At 54.5% G+C, this 21,534-nt stretch carries 18 protein-coding genes and 1 pseudogene; 8 read left to right on the plus strand and 11 right to left on the minus strand.

Annotated elements, in window-relative coordinates; all coding sequences use genetic code 11:
- Positions 1-39: 39 nt before the first annotated feature.
- From malE to malG, 3 genes are all read left to right on the plus strand, one after another.
- Positions 40-1,230, plus strand: coding sequence for a maltose/maltodextrin ABC transporter substrate-binding protein MalE (gene malE / locus JM656_RS20295; RefSeq protein WP_192613788.1), 1,191 nt, complete (start codon positions 40-42; stop codon positions 1,228-1,230).
- 129 nt (positions 1,231-1,359) lie between these two features.
- Positions 1,360-2,904: a maltose ABC transporter permease MalF gene (gene malF / locus JM656_RS20300; RefSeq protein WP_203359305.1), complete on the plus strand. Its 1,545-nt coding sequence runs from the start codon at positions 1,360-1,362 to the stop codon at positions 2,902-2,904.
- 14 nt (positions 2,905-2,918) lie between these two features.
- Positions 2,919-3,809: a maltose ABC transporter permease MalG gene (malG, locus tag JM656_RS20305; protein WP_203359306.1), complete on the plus strand. Its 891-nt coding sequence runs from the start codon at positions 2,919-2,921 to the stop codon at positions 3,807-3,809.
- A gap of 118 nt (positions 3,810-3,927) precedes the next feature.
- On the opposite strand, the gene psiE is transcribed toward malG, so the two are convergent.
- A complete protein-coding gene (gene psiE / locus JM656_RS20310) occupies positions 3,928-4,338 on the minus strand; it encodes a phosphate-starvation-inducible protein PsiE (protein ID WP_203359307.1) in 411 nt (136 codons plus the stop codon).
- A 141-nt stretch (positions 4,339-4,479) separates the two neighbouring features.
- Here psiE and JM656_RS20315 point away from each other — a divergent pair, with 141 nt between their 5' ends.
- Positions 4,480-4,932 (plus strand): acyltransferase, encoded by a 453-nt coding sequence (locus tag JM656_RS20315; RefSeq protein ID WP_203359308.1) that lies wholly within the window; start codon positions 4,480-4,482, stop codon positions 4,930-4,932.
- 78 nt (positions 4,933-5,010) lie between these two features.
- On the opposite strand, the gene JM656_RS20320 is transcribed toward JM656_RS20315, so the two are convergent.
- From JM656_RS20320 to pgi, 5 genes are all read right to left on the minus strand, one after another.
- Complete coding sequence (locus tag JM656_RS20320) at positions 5,011-7,107, minus strand: YjbH domain-containing protein (protein ID WP_203359309.1); 2,097 nt, start codon at positions 7,105-7,107, stop codon at positions 5,011-5,013.
- Positions 7,107-7,844: a capsule biosynthesis GfcC family protein gene (locus tag JM656_RS20325; RefSeq protein WP_203359310.1), complete on the minus strand. Its 738-nt coding sequence runs from the start codon at positions 7,842-7,844 to the stop codon at positions 7,107-7,109. The genes JM656_RS20320 and JM656_RS20325 overlap by 1 nt, the downstream gene beginning before the upstream one ends.
- Complete coding sequence (locus JM656_RS20330; RefSeq protein WP_203359311.1) at positions 7,841-8,479, minus strand: YjbF family lipoprotein; 639 nt, start codon at positions 8,477-8,479, stop codon at positions 7,841-7,843. The genes JM656_RS20325 and JM656_RS20330 overlap by 4 nt, the downstream gene beginning before the upstream one ends.
- Before the next feature lie 63 nt (positions 8,480-8,542).
- A complete protein-coding gene (gene yjbE, locus JM656_RS20335) occupies positions 8,543-8,785 on the minus strand; it encodes an exopolysaccharide production protein YjbE (protein WP_203359312.1) in 243 nt (80 codons plus the stop codon).
- Positions 8,786-9,149: 364 nt separating this feature from the next.
- Positions 9,150-10,799, minus strand: a complete 1,650-nt coding sequence (pgi, locus tag JM656_RS20340) for a glucose-6-phosphate isomerase (protein ID WP_203359313.1) — start codon at positions 10,797-10,799, stop codon at positions 9,150-9,152.
- A 413-nt stretch (positions 10,800-11,212) separates the two neighbouring features.
- On the opposite strand from pgi, the gene lysC reads away from it, so the two are divergent.
- Both lysC and panS read left to right on the plus strand, forming a co-directional pair.
- Positions 11,213-12,562: a lysine-sensitive aspartokinase 3 gene (gene lysC, locus JM656_RS20345; RefSeq protein ID WP_203359314.1), complete on the plus strand. Its 1,350-nt coding sequence runs from the start codon at positions 11,213-11,215 to the stop codon at positions 12,560-12,562.
- Positions 12,563-12,654: 92 nt separating this feature from the next.
- A complete protein-coding gene (gene panS / locus JM656_RS20350) occupies positions 12,655-13,596 on the plus strand; it encodes a ketopantoate/pantoate/pantothenate transporter PanS (protein ID WP_203359315.1) in 942 nt (313 codons plus the stop codon).
- Between the two features lie 29 nt (positions 13,597-13,625).
- Here panS and JM656_RS20355 read toward each other — a convergent pair whose 3' ends face one another.
- Positions 13,626-13,964, minus strand: a complete 339-nt coding sequence (locus tag JM656_RS20355) for a helix-turn-helix domain-containing protein (RefSeq protein ID WP_203359316.1) — start codon at positions 13,962-13,964, stop codon at positions 13,626-13,628.
- A complete protein-coding gene (locus JM656_RS20360; protein WP_203359317.1) occupies positions 13,961-14,317 on the minus strand; it encodes a type II toxin-antitoxin system RelE/ParE family toxin in 357 nt (118 codons plus the stop codon). Before JM656_RS20360 ends, JM656_RS20355 begins: the two co-directional genes overlap by 4 nt.
- 201 nt (positions 14,318-14,518) lie before the next feature.
- Between JM656_RS20360 and JM656_RS20365 the strand changes: the two genes are divergently transcribed.
- Complete coding sequence (locus JM656_RS20365; protein ID WP_192613803.1) at positions 14,519-14,791, plus strand: DUF3811 domain-containing protein; 273 nt, start codon at positions 14,519-14,521, stop codon at positions 14,789-14,791.
- On the opposite strand, the gene rluF is transcribed toward JM656_RS20365, so the two are convergent.
- Positions 14,792-15,661: a 23S rRNA pseudouridine(2604) synthase RluF gene (gene rluF / locus JM656_RS20370; RefSeq protein WP_203359318.1), complete on the minus strand. Its 870-nt coding sequence runs from the start codon at positions 15,659-15,661 to the stop codon at positions 14,792-14,794.
- A 168-nt stretch (positions 15,662-15,829) separates the two neighbouring features.
- Positions 15,830-17,461, minus strand: a complete 1,632-nt coding sequence (locus tag JM656_RS20375; RefSeq protein ID WP_203359319.1) for a Na/Pi cotransporter family protein — start codon at positions 17,459-17,461, stop codon at positions 15,830-15,832.
- A gap of 51 nt (positions 17,462-17,512) precedes the next feature.
- Between JM656_RS20375 and JM656_RS22540 the strand changes: the two are divergent.
- Positions 17,513-17,608 (plus strand): annotated as a pseudogene (locus JM656_RS22540) (hypothetical protein); the annotation flags it as partial.
- A gap of 93 nt (positions 17,609-17,701) precedes the next feature.
- Here the strand turns inward: JM656_RS22540 and metH are convergent.
- Positions 17,702-21,385 (minus strand): methionine synthase, encoded by a 3,684-nt coding sequence (gene metH / locus JM656_RS20380; protein ID WP_203359320.1) that lies wholly within the window; start codon positions 21,383-21,385, stop codon positions 17,702-17,704.
- Positions 21,386-21,534 lie beyond the last annotated feature (149 nt).

A 21,534-nucleotide genomic window follows, 5' to 3' on the forward strand; every position in this document is an offset into this window, starting at 1 on the left:
TGAGTATCCACGAGCACTTCACCAAAAAGGATGGGGAATATGAAAATCAAGACTGGCGCACGCATCCTCGCATTGTCCGCACTGACGACGATGATGTTTTCCGCCTCGGCTCTCGCCAAGATTGAAGAAGGTAAGCTGGTTATCTGGATTAACGGCGATAAAGGCTACAACGGCCTTGCTGAAGTGGGTAAAAAATTCGAGAAAGACACCGGCATCAAAGTCACCATCGAGCACCCTGACAAGCTGGAAGAAAAATTCCCGCAGGTTGCCGCAACCGGTGACGGCCCGGACATCATCTTCTGGGCGCATGACCGTTTCGGCGGCTACGCGCAGTCTGGTCTGCTGGCAGAAATTACCCCAGACAAAGCGTTCCAGGACAAACTCTATCCGTTCACCTGGGATGCCGTACGTTACAACGGCAAACTGATCGCCTACCCCATCGCGGTTGAAGCGCTGTCTCTGATTTACAACAAAGACCTCGTACCAAACCCGCCGAAAACCTGGGAAGAGATCCCTGCCCTGGATAAAGAGCTGAAGGCGAAAGGTAAGAGCGCTCTGATGTTCAACCTGCAAGAACCGTACTTCACGTGGCCGCTGATTGCCGCCGACGGCGGTTACGCGTTTAAGTTTGAAAACGGCAAATACGACGTGAAAGACGTGGGCGTCGATAGCGCTGGCGCGAAAGCGGGTCTGACCTTCCTGGTTGATCTTATCAAGAACAAGCACATGAACGCGGACACCGATTACTCCATCGCTGAAGCGGCCTTTAACAAAGGCGACACCGCGATGACCATCAACGGTCCGTGGGCGTGGTCGAACATCGACAAGAGCAAAGTGAACTACGGCGTCACACTGCTGCCGACCTTCAAAGGCAAACCGTCTAAACCGTTCGTTGGGGTTCTGAGCGCCGGTATCAACGCCGCCAGCCCGAACAAAGAACTGGCGAAAGAGTTCCTCGAAAACTACCTGCTGACCGATCAGGGTCTGGACGTGGTGAACAAGGACAAACCGCTGGGCGCCGTTGCGCTGAAATCCTTCCAGGATCAGTTAGCGAAAGACCCGCGTATCGCTGCCACCATGGATAACGCCCAGAAAGGCGAAATCATGCCGAACATTCCGCAGATGGCTGCGTTCTGGTATGCAACGCGTACCGCTGTGATCAACGCGGCGAGTGGTCGTCAGACCGTAGACGCTGCGCTGAAAGACGCACAGGGCCGTATCACCAAGTAATGCCGCAGTGCATGTGCCGGATGGCGGCATAAATGCCTTATCCGGCCTACAGAAAACCGTAGGCCTGATAAGCGCAGCGCCACCCGGCGCATTTGCCACAAGATTTCAATGCTGTAGAGGAAGATCCCCATGGATGTCATTAAAAAGAAACACTGGTGGCAAAGCGACACGCTGAAATGGTCAGTGATTGGTCTGCTGGGCTTGCTGGTGGGTTACCTTGTCGTTTTAATGTATGCACAAGGGGAATATCTGTTCGCCATCATGACGCTGATTTTAAGCTCAGCTGGCCTGTATATTTTCGCCAATCGTAAGGCCTACGCCTGGCGCTATGTTTATCCGGGTATGGCCGGTATGGGACTGTTTGTTCTGTTCCCGCTGATTTGTACTATCGCTATCGCATTTACTAACTACAGTAGCACCAACCAGCTTTCCTTCGAACGCGCTCAGCAAGTCCTGATGGATCGTTCTTATCAGGCGGGAAAAACCTACAATTTTGGTCTGTATCCGGCGGGTGACGAGTGGCAACTGGCCCTCACCGACGGTGAAAGCGGTAAAAATTATCTCTCCGACGCCTTTAAATTTGGCGGCGAGCAAAAACTGCAACTGAAAGAGACCGACGCCCTGCCAGCCGGTGAACGCGCGAATCTGCGTGTGATCACCCAGAACCGCCAGGCGCTGACCCAGTTAACCGCCATCCTGCCGGATGAAAGCAAGGTTATCATGAGTTCACTGCGCCAGTTTTCCGGCACACAACCGCTCTACTCGCTGGCTGACGACGGGACGCTAACGAACAACCAGAGCGGCGTGAAATACCGTGCGAATAACGACATTGGTTACTACCAGTCCGTCAACGCCGAGGGAAACTGGGATACTCAGAAACTGAGCCCGGGCTATACCGTGACCATTGGCTGGAAGAACTTCACCCGCGTCTTTACCGATGAAGGGATCCAGAAACCATTCTTCGCTATCTTCGTCTGGACGGTGGTGTTCTCCGTTCTCACCGTGCTTCTGACCGTGGCGGTGGGCATGGTGCTGGCGTGCGTGGTGCAGTGGGAAGCGCTGAAAGGCAAAGCGATTTACCGCGTGCTGCTGATTCTGCCTTACGCCGTTCCGTCGTTTATCTCGATTCTGATTTTCAAAGGGTTGTTCAACCAGAGCTTTGGTGAAATCAACATGATGCTGAGCGCGCTGTTTGGCGTCAAACCGGCCTGGTTCAGTGACCCGACCACGGCCCGTTCGATGATTATCATCGTCAACACCTGGCTCGGTTATCCGTACATGATGATCCTGTGCATGGGCCTGCTGAAAGCGATTCCGGACGACCTGTATGAAGCCTCGGCAATGGATGGCGCAACCCCGTTCCAGAACTTCTTTAAAATTACGCTGCCGCTGCTGATTAAGCCGCTGACGCCGCTGATGATCGCCAGCTTTGCCTTTAACTTTAACAACTTCGTACTGATTCAACTGTTGACCAACGGCGGTCCGGACCGACTCGGCACGACCACGCCAGCCGGGTATACCGACCTGCTTGTCAGCTACACCTACCGCATCGCTTTCGAAGGCGGCGGCGGTCAGGACTTTGGTCTGGCGGCGGCGATTGCCACGCTGATCTTCCTGCTGGTCGGTGCGCTGGCGATTGTGAACCTGAAAGCCACGCGTATGAAGTTTGATTAAGGGAGATAACAACTATGGCTATGGTACAACCGAAATCTCAAAAGCTGCGTCTCCTCACGACGCACCTGTTACTGCTTATCTTCATCGCAGCCATCATGTTCCCGCTGCTGATGGTTATCGCTATCTCACTGCGCGAAGGTAACTTCGCCACCGGGAGCCTGATCCCGGAAAACATCTCCTGGGAGCACTGGCGGCTGGCGCTGGGTTTCAGCGTGGAACACGCTGATGGTCGCGTCACGCCGCCCCCCTTCCCGGTTCTGCTGTGGTTGTGGAACTCGGTGAAAATTGCGGGCATCACAGCGGTTGGTATCGTTACCCTCTCCACGACCTGTGCTTACGCCTTTGCCCGTATGCGTTTCCCGGGCAAAGCGACCCTGCTGAAAGGGATGCTGATTTTCCAGATGTTCCCGGCGGTGCTGTCTCTGGTGGCGTTGTACGCGTTGTTTGACCGCCTTGGCCAGTACATTCCGTTTATCGGTCTGAATACCCACGGTGGGGTGATCTTCGCCTATCTGGGCGGCATTGCGCTGCATGTGTGGACCATTAAGGGCTATTTCGAAACTATCGACGGCTCGCTGGAAGAAGCGGCGGCGCTGGATGGCGCAACCCCGTGGCAGGCCTTCCGCCTGGTGCTGTTGCCACTCTCCGTACCGATTCTGGCCGTGGTGTTTATTCTGTCGTTCATCGCCGCCATCACCGAAGTGCCAGTCGCCTCTCTGCTGCTGCGAGATGTGAATAGCTACACCCTGGCCGTCGGTATGCAGCAATATCTCAACCCACAAAACTACCTGTGGGGCGACTTTGCCGCCGCCGCCGTACTCTCTGCGATTCCAATCACCCTCGTGTTCCTGCTGGCGCAGCGCTGGCTGGTTAACGGCCTGACGGCAGGCGGTGTGAAAGGCTAAGTTTCATCGAAGTACCTGTGTTAGACCCGCCCGGCAACGGGCAATGCCACTGCTACCCTCAACTTACGTTATCCCAACTTGTGACTGTGATTTGGCGCTCTACGGAGCGCCCTTTTTTTTATTCCCGTTTTAGCCGTTTTGAATTACACAGCCACAGGGTGATCACCAGCAGCAGGATCGCCGCTGAGTAAATCAGTACGTCCAGGGGAGATTTATGATCGACGATGATCAACCGCACAATGGCCGTGATCCCGATATAGACAAAGTAACGCAGCGGAAAGTGAAAGCCTGACTGAAAATACTTCACAATCAGCGCGATAAACTCAAAATAGAGGAAATAGACCACCAACCCTTCCACCAGCTGATACTTGCTGGTTTGCTCAGGCGCGAACAGCGCATCCGCCAGATACAGGGTCTCTTTGCCAAGAAAGACGACCAGGATCAGACCCAGGCTCAACAGTCCAAGATTCAGCACGGTCTGTAAGATCGTGGAGATAAACTCAACACGCGGACGAGATAGCGACGTCATAACAGCACCTCTTTCTCAGTAGCGAGGTTCCTGTATAACGCAGAAATGTGACAGAGATCTACATTTTTTGTTTATATTTTGTTCAGGCAGAGTCAACAGGCGATCATCATTGCTTCAACTGATTTCAACGGAAAATGAAAAATGCAGTTAAAACAGTCCACCGTCCGTAACGTTAGCTGCGGCGAAAATGTGGTGATTTATGAACCCGCCAACCTCTATGACTGCACGCTCGGCGACAACGTCTTTGTGGGGCCTTTCGTTGAGATACAGGCCAACACGCGGATTGGCGCGGACACCAAAATCCAGTCGCACACCTTTATCTGCGAATATGTCACTGTCGGAAGCCGGTGCTTTATCGGGCACGGCGTGATGTTCGCCAACGATATGTTTCGGGAAGGAAAACCCAATGCCGACCGTAGCAGCTGGGGGCGAATAACCCTTGGCAATGAGGTTTCCATCGGCAGCGGCGCGACGATTCTGGCCGTTAGCATCTGCGATGGTGCCGTGATTGGCGCAGGCAGCGTGGTGACAAAATCAATTACCGAGAAAGGGGTGTACGCGGGGAATCCGGCAAAATTGTTACGCCATTTGTAAATCGCCCGGTGACGCTACGCTTACCGGGCCTACAGGACCGTAGGCCGGATAAGCGCAGCGTCATCCGGCAAAAACCCATCAACGGAAATTCACGCTGCGATCGCTGGTCATATTGTACAGCTGGAACTTGCGGCCCAGTTGCTGGCCACCATCACGCGTCAACGGCGTCCAGCCGATCGCCGCGCGGCTACGAGTCGGTCCGGAAGAGAACAGATCCAGCGGTACGGAAATATAGACGCCTTTGGTGAAGTCCCCTTCCCCATACTCATCCGGCGAGACATCGGTGATGGTCGCGTAACCGCCCACTACCACACCGCTGTCAAAGCCTTTGGCTATTTCCAGCGTGCCGCCTTTATCTCCCGCCAGATACTGCCCGACGCTCGCCTTCACCAGCACATCCTGAGCAAACGACGGCGTCCAGTACGCCGTTAAATGCCCGGTCTTCACGCTGTAGTCGGTAAACTTCATCATGTCCTGCGCGCTGCGCCAGTCACGCTGTTTCACATAGTTAGCATCCAGACCAAACGCCCAGTTGCTGTCTACCGGACGGTACAACACCTCTGCCCCGGCACCGCCAAACATAGTCTCCAGATAACCGCCGTAGACCTGCCCGTAGAAACCTTTCCCCAGGTACTGGAAGTAGTTGGCCTGCAGATTATTAACGTAAATGTCATTCTCAACGTATTCACGCACGTGGGTACGCACGCGCGGCAGCTGAGAGTCGTTTGGCGGATTGGTGTAATTAAATTTGTCGTAGTTGTTGGCGATATTCGCGAACAGACTGCCGGTGGTGAGCAGATGGTCCGTCACCCACAGATCTGCCGTTCCCATCACGCCTAGCTGATACATATAGAAGTTTTCCGGGCCGCCAATGGACTGGTTCAACACCGGATCGATGTGGAAATCAAAGCGCGATTTATCGATATACCAACCCTGTTCCGTCGCTTCTGGCACCACCGGCTCCACGCGTTTTTGCGCCAGTGGGGTTTCGTGACCCAGAGGTTCGCCTTCCAGATGACGCTTCAGGCTGGAAACCTCGGTTTCGGTCGTCACCTGCGGCATATTGAGCCGATTTTCCGTCACCCGGATCGTGCGGATCCCCTCCGGCAGATCGTTCATGATGATCCGGTTAGCGCGCTCGATCCCTTCGCGAGAGTCGCGGTATTTCACCTGCTCGCCGGTGACGTACAGCGTGTCGCCTTTCACCTGAATTTTCGGATCCGTCAGCCCGGCATTGTATTTCAGCAACGTCAGTTGATTGGACACCACCGAATGCTGGAGGATGGCGTCCTGCGGCTCTGGCTGGTATTTCGGCCGGGCGTTATCGTTGTAAGTGGGTCGCAGATCGTTGAAATTGGTGCGCAGCGTGACGCCAAACATGAAGGTGTTGCCGCGCTCATAGCTGAGGTTAACGTCGGCCCAATCGGTAACGCGATAAATGGCGCCGACGTTAAACTTGCTTTTCTGTTCCAGCTTGCCTGCAAAATCCTGTTGATAGTTATTGCCTTCGTATTCCAGTTTCAGGCGCAGCGGTTGCCAGGGGGTCTGGTATTCCACGCCGCCAAACAGCGATGCCGGGCCGTGGAACATCTCGCTGCCATCGACAGAGCCCGCCTGTTTATAGCTGTTATCGCGATCGCAATATTTGTCGCTGACGGAACAAAATGGGTTGCTCACATTGCCGCTGGTGCCCAGGTAGCCCCAGCCGAGGCCCAGCGAGAAATCAAACGGTCCCCAGGCTTTGTTGGCGACGATGTATTCCGCATCGAACAGGCCGGTACCGCCAATATCGCGCGCGCCGACCGCCACCTGCGGCATCCAGTAGCTCTCTTCCCACAAACGCAATTTCACGTCGAAGGCTTTATCTTTATAGGTCTGATCGCCGGAAAACGACTCCACGCTGCTGTACTGTTTCGTGCGGACGTCGGTGTAGCGCAGCGTGGTTTCCAGCCACGGGAAAAGCTGCACGGAGGCGGAGTAGTAGCGGTACTGATCGTTATCACGATAGTTCAGGCTCATCTCACCTTCCCGCGCCATGCGCGCCGTGGGCGTTTGCAACAGCCCCACGCCGCCAAAATCAGACTGTGACGGCCCAATGGGGGCGGGAAACGTTTCACCGTGACACGCCGCGCTGACGCCCAGCGCCAGTATGCTGAGCAGATGTGTTTTTTTCATTATTCGGGTATCCGCTGCGTCAGGGTATGAAGAATGTCGGCATTAAGCGCATCGGGGGTGCTACTCCAGACGGAATAGGAAAGACCGACAAAAATAATGCTGCCGGGCATCGGCTCAACGTGGCGTTTATTCCAGTACGCCATCGGCACTTTTTGTGTGCGGCCGTCGGGATAAACGACCCATGCATAGCTGCGATCGGCTCCAGCAAGCAGGCTTTGCCCTTCGAGGTAGCTCACAACATCGCGACCGGGGGTAAACGGCTGGCTACCCGGTCGGCTCACCAGACCGAACAGCGTGACGCTCGCTGGCTGCGGCCCCACCCACAGGGTGTAATTTCCCTGCAACGGCGGATTGCTCCGCTCACCGACGCGTACGGTGTCAGGGTCGAGAGGGATAAATTGCCTGCCGGTCACCTTCAGTGCCTGAATTTGCTGGCTCAGCACGCTGATTGCCGCCGCATCACCGCCGTTATCACCTCTCCCATACTCTGCCAGACGCGCTAACAGCGCCTGCTGCTCACGTTGCGCCGTGGTGGTCGCCTGTTCTTCGCTGATGACCGCAGCAGGCCACCAGCTGTTCGCCAGTCTGGGCTGCCCTACCAGGTCAATCAGATGTTCGGCACCAGTCAGCGTTTTCGGCTCTGTCGTGCCTGTGGTGAAAACCTTAACGGTGCCCGCAGCAAAGACAGATGGCACACTCAGACTGAGGATCAGCGCCGCAATAGACGGTTTCATCATGGTTTCGCCGCCTTAATGAGCGTGGTTTTCACCGGGAAGAAATTTGCCCCCAGGTACTGCTCTGACTGGCGAATGTGTCCGTCGCTGTCAATCCAGTAGCGGTTATGCCAGCGTGTTTGGCTGGTCGTGACGGCTTCATCCAGCACCCGTACCGGCGTCGCTTCACTGCCGAGTGTGAGGGTATCAGCGCCAGCCCATGTGAAGACCGAACGGGCGGTGGCGTAGCGCACCTGCTTATACTCGGTCCAGCCCATCGTGCGGGTCCACGTTGCGCCATCCCTAATCTGCGCAGGTTTTGCCAGCGGGTCGGCGGAGAGGTTATTCACGTCGATGAGGTTGTCGCCGCCAAGCAACGTTTTCACCAGACGGCCATGCTGCGTCACCAGGGTGGCCTGGTCCTGCGTCACCCATTTCTGCTGCCCGTTCTCTGCGAAAGCGAGCACCACAAACAGCTGAGGCCCGCCGTTAAGCTGCATATACTGGCTGGCGTAGGGCATGTTATGAATATCATCGTCCGTCAGTTGCACGCCCGGCGTGCCAAACAGACTTTCCCACAATGAATTACCCAGCCCTTTGGTGGTGGCTGAACATGCCTGTAGCAGCAGGCAAATAACGATGAGTACAGGTCGCTTCACGACTCTTCTCCAGAGGGGCAAAATAACCACACCGAAGTGTGGTTAGAATTAAACGTACCGGTATTACTGGGTACGGGTGGTCGTGGTAGTGGTGGTCCCGGTATTAGAACCATCACCACCGCCGGTCGCCGCCAGTGCGACGCCCACCGCAGAACTTACGGTGCTTACGCTGGTGGCGGAGGAACTTCCCGCCGACACCGACGTTGCTGCCGCACCTGCCGCTTCTCCCACCTCAACGGGAGCTGCCCAGGCGGAGACTGCCGTAAGTGCAGAGATGGCAAAAATGCCATACAGAACTTTTTTCATTGCTATTTCCCTTCATTGAATGAATGGATATTTACCCAAAATAATTTCAGGCGGGATCGAGTATACACAATTAAGGCAAGCCAACTGACGTGAGGGGAAATAGAAAATCGGTTTTAGGATGATTAGACTTTTAGAATAAAAATGATTTAAACTCAAATTAAAAATAACATTAAAATCATGTGGTTATGATTTTAATAGTGTTATTTATTATCCGTATTATCTGAAAATAACACAGAGTGATTTACAGGTTATTAGTTATTTTAGGATTAAGCTCAATATAGAAATTAGCGCCAAAACACAGACAACAGGAATTATCCGATAAAAAAATGCCGGCATTTCGCCGGCATTCATCACGTAATATTAATTACCCACGCCATTGCTTATAACGGTTAATCAGACCGTTCGTCGAGCAATCATGGCTGTCGATTTCTTTATCATCATTCAGCTCCGGCAGAATACGGTTTGCCAGCTGTTTGCCCAGCTCAACGCCCCACTGGTCGAAGGTGAAGATGTTCAGAATTGCGCCCTGAGTAAAGATCTTGTGCTCATACAGCGCAATCAGCGCACCCAGGCTGAACGGAGTGATTTCACGCAGCAGGATGGAGTTGGTCGGGCGGTTGCCTTCAAACACTTTGAACGGCACCACATGATCCAGCGTGGCCGGATCTTTACCCTGGTCACGGTATTCCTGCTCAACCACGTCGCGGGATTTACCAAACGCCAGCGCTTCAGTCTGCGCAAAGAAGTTAGACAGCAGTTTCGGATGGTGATCCGACAGCGGGTTGTGCGTAATCGCCGGTGCGATAAAGTCACAAGGAACCATTTTGGTGCCCTGGTGAATCAGCTGATAGAACGCGTGCTGACCGTTAGTACCCGGTTCACCCCAGATGATTGGGCCAGTCTGGTAATCCACCGCATTGCCGTTACGGTCAACGTATTTGCCGTTGGATTCCATGTTGCCCTGCTGGAAGTACGCCGCGAAGCGGTGCATGTACTGGTCGTACGGCAGAATCGCCTCGGTTTCTGCGCCGAAGAAATTGTTGTACCAGATGCCGATCAGCGCCAGCAGTACCGGCAGGTTTTTCTCCACCGGGGTGGTGGCGAAGTGTTTGTCCATCGCGTGCGCGCCGGAGAGCAGCTCAACGAAGTTGTCGAAGCCGACGGACAAAATGATCGACAGACCAATCGCAGACCACAGAGAGTAACGACCCCCCACCCAGTCCCAGAACTCGAACATGTTTGCGGTGTCGATACCAAACTCGCCCACCGCTTTACCATTGGTAGACAGCGCCGCGAAGTGTTTCGCCACGTGTTTGTTATCACCAGCCGTTGCCAGGAACCAGTCGCGCGCGCTGTGGGCGTTGGTCATGGTTTCTTGCGTGGTGAAGGTTTTAGACGCGACCAGGAACAGCGTGGTTTCCGGGTTTACTTTCTTCAGTACTTCCGCGATATGGGTGCCATCAACGTTAGACACGAAGTGCATGTTCAGATGGTTTTTGTACGGACGCAGCGCTTCGGTCACCATGAACGGGCCGAGGTCAGAGCCGCCGATACCGATGTTCACCACGTCAGTGATCGCTTTACCGGTGTAGCCTTTCCAGCTGCCGGAGATGATCGCTTCAGAGAAGGTTTTCATCTTCTCCAGCACCGCGTTGACTTCCGGCATCACATCTTTGCCGTCAACGATAATCGGGGTATTGCTACGGTTACGCAGTGCAACATGCAGCACCGCACGATCTTCGGTGCGGTTGATCTTCTCACCGGAGAACATCGACTTGATGGCACCCGCCAGGTCAGTCTCTTTGGCCAGCGCCTGTAACTTGCTCAGCGTCTCTTCGGTGATGCGGTTTTTGGAGAAGTCCACCAGCATCAGATCGTCGAACGTTGCAGAAAATTTAGAGAAGCGATCGCTATCATTCGCGAACAGATCCGCGATCGTAACGTCTTTCATCTCTTCAAAGTGTTTTTGTAGCGCCTGCCAGGCTGAGGTCTGCGTTGGATTGATGTTTTTCATTAGCAATACTCTTCTGATTTTGAGAATTGTGACTGAGATCGATTGTAACGCCAGTCACAGAAAAGTGTGATTGTTTTAGTGCCGTAACCCAGGCATGTGTCAAACGCGGATGAAAAGCAGCAAACATTCGAGTTGCAGGAAAACGGCACGCAAAAGAATCCCGAAGCGCCTGGTCAGATAAGTGATTCGGGCGTGCGGGCGTAGTCAACGCACAGGCGACTCGAAGTACGACGAGTATAGCTGTTATAAGCACCATTACTCAGAGCCTGGGCAGCATGAAAAATCCGCATAATCCCGTCGTTGACAGTGTCCTCCACACCTTTTATTTATAAATACGGTATTTGCGCCTGCACCGGTTTTTGTTTCGCCCTTGTGCCATGGTCGCTCTTTTCATTCCCTGACACGAGGTTGTAATGACAAATATTGTTGTCTCCAAGTTTGGTGGTACAAGCGTAGCCGATTTTGATGCCATGAACCGCAGCGCCGACGTGGTGCTTTCCGATACCAGCGTCCGTTTAGTGGTCCTCTCCGCCTCTGCCGGGATTACCAACCTGTTGGTTGCACTGGCTGAAGGCCTGGAGCCGACAGCGCGTTTCGAGAAACTCGACGCTATCCGCAAAATTCAGTTCGATATTCTGGAACGTTTACGTTATCCCAACGTGATCCGCGAAGAGATTGAACGTCTGCTGGAAAACATCACCACGCTGGCAGAAGCCGCGTCGCTGGCTACCTCAACGGCACTCACTGACGAACTGGTCAGCCACGGTGAACTGATGTCCACCCTGCTGTTTGTGGAGATCCTGCGCGAGCGCAATGTCCAGGCACAGTGGTTTGACGTGCGTAAAGTGATGCGCACCAACGATCGTTTTGGTCGTGCGGAGCCGGATATCGCGGCGCTGTCCGAACTGGCCGCGCAACAGCTGGCTCCACGACTCAATGAAGGATTAGTGATTACCCAGGGCTTTATCGGCAGCGAAAGCAAGGGTCGCACCACAACTCTGGGCCGTGGCGGCAGCGATTACACCGCCGCACTGCTTGCAGAAGCACTGCACGCAACACGCGTTGATATCTGGACGGACGTTCCGGGCATTTACACCACCGATCCGCGCGTTGTACCTTCCGCGCAGCGCATTGATGAAATTGCCTTTGAAGAGGCGGCGGAAATGGCCACCTTCGGCGCGAAAGTGTTGCACCCGGCTACCCTGCTGCCTGCCGTGCGCAGTGACATTCCGGTGTTCGTTGGCTCGAGCAAAGATCCAAAAGCAGGCGGTACGCTGGTGTGTAACCAGACGCAAAATCCGCCGCTGTTCCGCGCACTGGCGCTGCGTCGCAAACAAACCCTGTTAACGCTGCATAGCCTGAATATGCTGCACTCCCGTGGCTTCCTTGCAGAAGTCTTCGGCATTCTGGCGCGCCACAATATCTCTGTCGATTTGATCACTACTTCTGAAGTGAGCGTGGCATTGACGCTGGACACCACCGGTTCCACCTCTACAGGCGATACGCTGCTGACGCAGTCGCTGCTGATGGAGCTGTCTGCACTGTGTCGTGTCGAGGTCGAGGAAGGTCTCGCGCTGGTGGCGCTGATTGGCAACGATCTGTCAAAAGCCTGCGGCGTGGGTAAAGAGGTCTTCGGCGTACTGGAGCCGTTCAACATCCGTATGATTTGTTATGGCGCCTCCAGCCATAACCTCTGTTTCCTGGTGCCTGGCACCGAAGCCGAGCAAGTAGTGCAGAAACTGCATCATAATTTGTTTGAATAAAATTCGAACACACGATAAATAATAACAATAGCCGGGCTCGAACCCGGTTTTTTTATAACAAGCAAACACAACATTATCGCAAGGAATATAACATGCTCGCTGTACTGACCCGGCTGTTCCCGTTATGGGCGCTGCTACTCTCTGTTATTGCCTACAACACGCCAACCACCTTTACCGCCATCGGCCCGTGGGTCGCCACGCTGCTGATGCTGATTATGTTCGGCATGGGCGTGCACCTGAAAATTGACGATTTCAAACGTGTGCTCTCGCGCCCCGCGCCGGTTGCGGCAGGGATATTCCTGCACTATCTGGTCATGCCGCTCGCCGCCTGGGTGCTGGCGCTGTTGTTTAAGATGCCACCTGAACTCTCCGCCGGGATGGTGTTAGTCGGCAGTGTTGCCAGCGGTACGGCGTCCAATGTCATGATTTACCTTGCGAAAGGCGATGTAGCCCTATCGGTGACCATCTCTTCCGTTTCCACGCTGGTCGGCGTCATTGCCACTCCGCTACTGACGCGCCTGTATGTCGATGCGCATATTCAGGTGGATGTGATGGGTATGCTGCTCAGCATTCTGCAAATCGTGGTGATCCCGATTGGCCTCGGGCTTATCGTGCACCATCTCTTCCCACGCGTAGTGAAAGCGGTGGAACCGTACCTGCCCGCCTTTTCAATGGCCTGCATTCTGGCGATCATCAGCGCAGTGGTTGCCGGTTCCGCATCGCATATTGCGTCGGTCGGTTTTGTGGTGATTATCGCCGTTATCCTGCATAACACCATCGGCCTGCTCGGCGGCTACTGGGGCGGGAAATTATTCGGATTTGACGAGTCCACCTGCCGTACGCTGGCCATTGAAGTCGGGATGCAAAACTCCGGCCTCGCGGCGGCGCTGGGCAAAATCTACTTCGGCCCGCTCGCGGCGTTGCCTGGCGCGCTGTTCTCCGTCTGGCATAACCTTTCCGGTTCGCTGCTGGCGGGGTACTGGTCAGGAAAGCCGATTAATGAGAAGTCGCGTGATGTGGTGAACGAGGGATAAGTTTTGGCCCGGCAAGGTTGCCGGGCTTGCTAGCCTATCTGGAGCGTTACAGGCTTTCCCAGCTTAACCAGCATCATTACCAGCGCATCCAGCGTAAATTTGCTGGTTTTCTGATTCACCACATCCGAAACTCTCGGTCGCGAAATGTTTAACTTCATGGCGACCTCGGCCTGTTTTAGCTGATGCTCGCCAATCCAGCTCGAAATCTCCTGCATAAGTTGTTTTTTTAGGTTAATAAGTTGCTCTACCTCGCGCTCAGCATCCTGCTGAAGCATTTGCGCGGCGGGTTCAGCAAAACCCAGTTCAGTAAAAATATTGGCATCCGGCGATGTGATGTGCCGAATTTTACTGTCAATTGCGTTACTCATTGATGCCCCTTACATTGACGCATTACTGCCTGATAACGCACTTTTGCGATATGTTTGTCATGCTCAGAAGTGCGCTGTGTTTTCTTACAGAAAGAGTGCAGGACATACAAGGCAGCGCCAACACGAGCACAATAAATGATCCGGTAACTCCCCACAGTGTGTCGCAACCTGATCTCTTCAGCGCCCCGTCCTATCTCTGGCATGGATTTCCAATCCATTGCTTCCAGACCTGCCTGTAAGCGGTGTAACTGATACCCCGCATCTTTACGTACCGTTTCAGGAAAGCTACATAAATCATCCAATGCACTACCAACCCAGGCAATGGGCTTTAACAAAGGCCTTTTAGAAAGCATACCACGTCCCTGTATAAAATTTTATACATACATAGGTGAAAATATGCTGAGAGAGGCGCCTTCACAGCATTACCGGTACGCTAGTGGAGGGATGATGATTCGTCACGTCAGGAATAAATAATTTGCGAGGGTCTTTCAGGATTAGTTTCTTTTGTGCAAATTACCGTACACTGGGTCATCTGGCTGACTGAGGGCACACCTATGGCACTCCCCCGCATTACCCAAAAAGAGATGACTGAACGCGAACAGCGTGAACTGAAAACGCTGCTGGACCGCGCCCGTATTGCGCACGGTCGTCCGTTGACTAACGCGGAGACCAACAGCGTGAAAAAGGAATACATCGACAAACTGATGGCGCTGCGGGAAGCAGAAGCAAAAAAAGCCCGCCAGTTGAAGAAAAAGCAGGCTTATAAACCGGATGCCGAGGCATCTTTTTCCTGGTCGGCTAATACGCCAACGCGCGGTAAACGCTAACTAGCGCCCTTTCTTCTTACGTCCCGGCGCCGTAAAACGTTTACCGTTTGACGCCGGGCGTGCTTTCTCGTTGGTTTTTTCCATCTTCACTACCGGGCGTTTGATGCCCGCCGTTTTCGGCTTCGCTTTCGCTTTTGGCTTCGCCTCGGAAGAGGATCCTTCGATAAGCTTGAAGAGGTCAATCAGCTCATCATCGGTTAAATCACGCCATTCACCCAGCGGAATACCGCTTAAGCTGACGTTCATGATCCGCGTACGCTCCAGCTTTTTGACTTCGTAGCCAAAGTGCTCGCACATACGGCGGATCTGGCGGTTCAGCCCCTGCACCAGCGTGATACGGAAGACAAACGGGGCTTCTTTTTTCACTTTGCACTTCTTGGTGACCGTGCCGAGAATCGGTACGCCTGCCGCCATCCCACTGACAAACTCATCCGTCACCGGTTTATCCACCGTGACCAGATACTCTTTTTCGTGATCGTTACCGGCACGCAGGATTTTATTGACCAGATCGCCGTGGTTGGTGAGGAAGATCAGCCCCTGTGAGTCTTTGTCCAGACGACCAATCGGGAACACGCGTTTGCTATGGTTAACAAAGTCGACGATGTTGTCACGCTCACCATCTTCCGTGGTGCTGACAATGCCTACCGGTTTGTTCAGGGCGATAAGCACCAGATCTTCTGCTTCGCGCGGCTCAATCAACTGACCGTTAACTTTTACAACGTCGCCAGGGTTTACCTGATCGCCAATGGTGGCGCGTTTACCGTTCAGGAAAACGTTGCCTTGTTCGATATAACGATCGGCCTCGCGACGGGAGCAAATTCCACTTTCGCTGATGTATTTATTTAATCGGATGGATGAGTCGGGCAGCATAAATTCTCCTGTAAAAGCGAAATATACCTCACCTTGCGGGCGAGAAAAAATAATCGTGGCGCAACACATTAGCGATAAATGTGATCTACGGCGCTTTTCAGTCGTGGGGGTTATTCGTGAGTGAGTCGGAAACCTGACAGCGCGATGCGTATCAGGTTTCCGGTTTTATCAATAATCATCCCGCTCGTCGTCTTCATCCGCCTGCTCCAGCACGTTATAGGCGACGGAACAGAACAGTGAATTGAGACGCTGCATATCCCCCAGCAGGCCCAGGTGCAGTGAGCTGGTTTCAATGCTTTGTACGTTCTGCTGGTGCAGACGGTCAACGTGAGCATGCGAGTAACGGCGATTGAGGATACGAAAACGATGTTTACTCCGGCGCAGACGACGCGCGGTCGTCACATCTCCTGAGAAGAAGACCGACATCGCCAGTCGCAGGTTATTGAGCAACTGGTCGTACAGCGCATCCAGTTCCTTCAGCCCTTCCACGGAGAAGGCCCGGCGCGCCGCCAGTGATTTGTCGGCAATCTCGCTCCCCATCCGTTCGACGATATCGGAGGCCTGCTCCAGGTTGAGTGACATTTCGATGATTTCAGCCCAGCGGCGAGATTCTTCTTCCGCCAGTTCCTCTTTTGGCATCCGCGCCAGATAGAGCTTGATCGCGGTATACAGCACGTTGATATCATCCGCCATCTTGCGAAGCTCTTTCTCTTCGCGCGGCTCACCGTGCATCACGCGCTTAAGCCCTTCCATCATCTGCTCCATGGCATCGCCAATACGCAGCGCTTCACGCGCGGCATTGGCCAGTGCAAGGGTCGGCGTGTCCAGGGCGCTGACATCCAGATGTTTCGGTTTCAGGTGACCATCCAGCTCCGGTTCGTCGCGAATAATACGCTTACAAAATCGCGCCATCGACTCGGCAAAGGGCACCATGGCCAGACAACGCACCAGGTTGTAAAAGACGTGGAAGTAGATAACCAATTCAGATTTTGGCAGCGGCAGTTCATCCATCGCGTTCGCCAGCATGTGAACAAACGGCAGAATCAGCAGACTCCCCACCAGCTTGAACAACAAACTGCCGAGCGCCACACGACGCGCCGCCGCATTAGCCGCGCTGTTGTTGAGCATCGCCAGCAGGCCGGAACCGAGGTTGGCGCCGATCACCAGACAGAGCGCCACCGGGAACGAAATAATCCCCGCCGCCGTCAGGGTTGCCGTCAACAGCACCGCCGCCAGGCTGGAATAACTGATAATGGCGAACAGCGCGCCAATCAGCGCATCCAGCATGATATCGCCAGTTAACGAGGCGAATATTACCTGCACCCCGTTGGCCTGCGTTATCGGCGTCACCGCCTGCACAATCAATTCCAGTGCCAGCAGAATCAGACCAAGGCCAATCCCTACCCTCCCAAGTTGCCCTACCCGGGACTGTTTACGCCCCAAAAAGAAGATCACGCCGATGAAAATCAGCAACGGCGACAGCCAGGACAAATCGAAGGTCAGGATACGCGCCATCAGCGCGGTCCCCACATCTGCGCCTAATACAATCACCAACGCGGGCGTTAGGGCGACAAGATCCTGGGCGACAAATGAGGTCACCAGCATGGTCGTGGCGTTACTGCTTTGTACCAGCGCAGTCACGCCAATGCCCGCGCAGAAGGCGAGCGGTTTCTTTTCAACGCTACGGCTGAGAACAGTGCGCAGACGCGCGCCAAAAACACGCATCACGCCGGTACGCACAATGTGAGTGCCCCACACCAACAGAGCAACTGCAGAAAGTAGGTGCAACAGAGTTAACACGGAATCAGGTTCTCCTTATATTTATATGTTCCTGAGGTTCATGGCACCGGCATCATGCCTGATGGCGCTGCGCTTATCAGGCCTACAAATAACCCCGGTAGGCTGGATAAGGCGTTTACGCCGCCATCCGGCAAGCAACGCTCATGAACCTGCTTCCAGTATAAGGTTTTACCATCAATAAAGAGATAAGGCGCTCAAAGAGCGCCTTATGAGTGGTAAGGAAAGTAGATGTTTTATGAATTAATCTGCGTCATATCCCAGATTTGGTGCTAACCAGCGCTCGACCTCGGCAACCGGCATACCTTTGCGCAGCGCATAGTCCTCTACCTGATCGCGTTGAATCTGCGCGACGGCATAGTACTTGCTGTCTGGATGGCTGAAGTACCAGCCTGACACCGACGCCCCCGGCCACATAGCGAAAGATTCGGTGAGCTTCATGCCGGTGTGTTTTTCCACCTCCAGCAGTTCCCAGATGGTGCCTTTTTCCGTGTGTTCCGGACAGGCCGGATAGCCCGGAGCCGGGCGGATACCCTGGTAGTTTTCGCGGATCAGCTCCTCATTGCTGAGGTTCTCGTGGGCCGCATAACCCCAGTAGACTTTACGCACGCGTTCATGCAGATATTCCGCGAAGGCCTCTGCCAGACGGTCGGCAATCGCTTTCACCATAATCTTGTTGTAGTCGTCGTGTTGGGCTTCAAATGCATCTGCCAGCGCATCTTCTTCCAGACCGCCAGTGACAGCAAAGGCACCGATGTAATCCGCTTTGCCACTCAGTTTCGGCGCCACAAAGTCAGACAAGCAGTAGTTGGCGAAACCCACTTTCTCGGTTTGCTGGCGGAGATGGTGGCTGACCGCCTGCACATGAGTACGCGTCTCATCACGATAGATTTCGATGTCATCACCGACGCGGTTTGCCGGGAACAACCCCACCACGCCGCGCGGGTTAAGGGATTTCTCCGCACTTAACATATCGAGCAACTCGTTGGCGTCTTTAAACAGGCGCTGCGCTTCTTCGCCCACGACCTCATCTTCCAGGATGCGCGGATATTTACCGGCCAGCGACCAGGTCATAAAGAATGGCGTCCAGTCGATGTAGTTGCGCAGGGTTTCAATACTGGCTTCGACTTCCTGAACGCCCAGACGATGCGCCACCGGCGGCGTGTAGCTTGCCCAGTCGAACGCCAGATCGTTGTCGCGCGCTGCCGCCAGCGTGACCGGCGGCGTACGCGGTTTCTTGCGCCCGTGCTGGATACGCACCGTTTCATACTCTTTACGAGTGCGGGCGACAAAGTCATCACGTTGCGTGTCGGAGAGCAAGGCCGCCACCACGCCAACGGTGCGCGACGCATTCTGCACATAGACCGTCGGACCGCTGTAGTTCTGCTCGATTTTCACCGCCGTGTGCGCTTTCGAAGTAGTCGCGCCGCCAATCAGCAGCGGAATAGTAAAGCCCTGACGCTCCATCTCCTTCGCCACGTTGACCATCTCATCGAGCGACGGAGTAATCAGCCCGGAAAGACCAATCAAATCCGCGTTCACTTCTCTGGCGGTTCTGAGGATTTTCTCCGCCGGAACCATCACGCCCAAATCAACAATTTCGTAGTTATTACACTGCAACACCACGCCGACGATGTTTTTACCGATGTCGTGTACGTCGCCTTTTACGGTGGCGATCACCATTTTACCGTTGCTGGAGCCTTTCTCTTTGCTGGCCTCGATATACGGTTCAAGGTAAGCCACCGCTTGCTTCATCACGCGAGCGGATTTCACCACCTGCGGCAGGAACATTTTCCCTTCGCCGAACAGGTCGCCGACCACGTTCATGCCATCCATCAGCGGGCCTTCAATGACTTCAATCGGGCGTGCCGCCTGCTGACGCGCTTCTTCGGTATCCAGCTCAATGAACTCGGTGATACCTTTCACCAGTGAATATTCGAGGCGTTTTTTTACGTCCCAGCCACGCCATTCGGCCTGCTGGGCGTTAGCAGAATCATCCGTTTTGCTGCCGCGGTATTTTTCCGCCAGCTCCAGCAGACGTTCGGTGCCGTCGTCACGACGGTTGAGGATCACATCTTCCACCGCGTCGCGCAGGTCGGCAGGCAAGTCGTCGTAAATCGCCAGTTGCCCGGCGTTGACGATCCCCATATCCATCCCGTTACGAATGGCGTAGTAGAGGAACACGGCGTGGATCGCTTCGCGTACCGGGTCGTTACCCCGGAACGAGAACGAGACGTTAGAGACGCCACCGGAGATCAACGCATGCGGCAACTCGCGTTTAATGTCTTCGCAGGCGCCAATGAAATCCTGCGCGTAGTTGTTGTGCTCTTCGATACCGGTCGCCACCGCGAAGATGTTCGGATCAAAGATGATATCTTCTGGCGGGAAACCGACCTCTTCGGTGAGGATTTTGTACGCCCGACGGCAGATCTCGATTTTGCGCGCGCGGGTATCGGCCTGGCCCTGTTCATCAAAGGCCATCACCACCACCGCCGCCCCGTAACGACGCAGCAACTTCGCGTGATGGGTAAAGGTCTCTACCCCCTCTTTCATTGAGATGGAGTTAACGATGCCTTTGCCCTGAATGCACTTCAGCCCTTTTTCGATGACCTCCCATTTCGATGAGTCGATCATGATCGGCACGCGAGCGATGTCCGGCTCTCCGGCGATCAGGCTAAGGAAACGCACCATCGCCGCTTCGGCGTCAAGCATCCCCTCATCCATGTTGATGTCGATAATCTGGGCGCCGCTTTCCACCTGCTGCAACGCCACTTCCAGCGCTTCGCTGTATTTCTCTTCTTTGATCAGGCGCTTGAATTTAGCGGAACCGGTGACGTTGGTCCGTTCGCCCACGTTGACAAACAGGCTGTCCGCGCCGATGTTGAGCGGCTCAAGCCCGGCAAGACGGCAGGCCACCGGAATTTCCGGAAGCTGGCGCGGCGGCAACCCTGCAACCGCACGACTCATCGCCGCAATGTGTTCCGGCGTGGTACCGCAGCAGCCGCCGACGATATTCAGGAAGCCCGCTGTCGCCCATTCGCGAATCTGAACCGCCATCGTGTCAGCATCAAGGTCATATTCGCCAAAGGCGTTCGGCAGTCCGGCGTTCGGGTGCGCGGTAACATAGCATTCGGCAATACGCGACAGCTCCTGCACATACTGGCGCAGTTCGTCCGGCCCCAGCGCACAGTTGAGGCCAAAGGTGAGCGCTTCAGCGTGGCGCAGAGAGTTGTAGAACGCTTCCGTCGTTTGGCCGGAAAGCGTGCGCCCGGAAGCGTCGGTGATGGTGCCGGAGATCATAATGGGCAATTCAACGCCCAGCGCTTCAAACTCTTCTTTCACCGCAAAAATAGCGGCTTTGGCGTTGAGCGTATCAAACACGGTTTCAATCAGGATCAGATCCGCACCGCCTTCCACCAGCGCTTTGGTGGATTCACGGTAAGCCGCCACCAGCTGATCAAAGGTGATATTACGGAATGCCGGATCGTTAACGTCTGGCGAGATGGACGCCGTACGGTTGGTTGGGCCGAGAACGCCCGCAACATAGCGTGGTTTTTCCGGCGTGCGCGCCGTCCACTCGTCGGCGCAGGCACGCGCCAGTTTTGCTGCGGCAAAGTTGATCTCCGCTGACAGGGATTCCATCTGGTAATCCGCCATCGCGATGGTTGTCGAGTTAAAGGTGTTGGTTTCGATGATATCCGCGCCCGCCTCGAAGTAGGCGTTATGAATCGCGGTTATCACCTCCGGTTTGCTCAGCACCAACAGATCGTTGTTGCCTTTGAGGTCACACGGCCAGTCGGCAAAGCGTTCGCCGCGGAAATCCTCTTCACTCAGACGATAGCCCTGGATCATGGTGCCCATACCGCCGTCCAGCACCAGAATACGTTCTTTTAACTGCTGACGTAATTGTTCAACTTTGCTGCTCACACTCGCTCCCGACAACGCTCAACCCAGACCAAAAATGGCCAACAAACCATACTGGCACAAACTGATGTGACGGAAAAGCAAACAGCGGGCAACATGAGACATGTTCAGCTTCACTCCTCCGATCAGTACAGGAATTCTTGCATTATAAT

The organism is Citrobacter sp. R56 (assembly GCF_016811995.1).
Classification (GTDB): domain Bacteria; phylum Pseudomonadota; class Gammaproteobacteria; order Enterobacterales; family Enterobacteriaceae; genus Citrobacter_D; species Citrobacter_D enshiensis.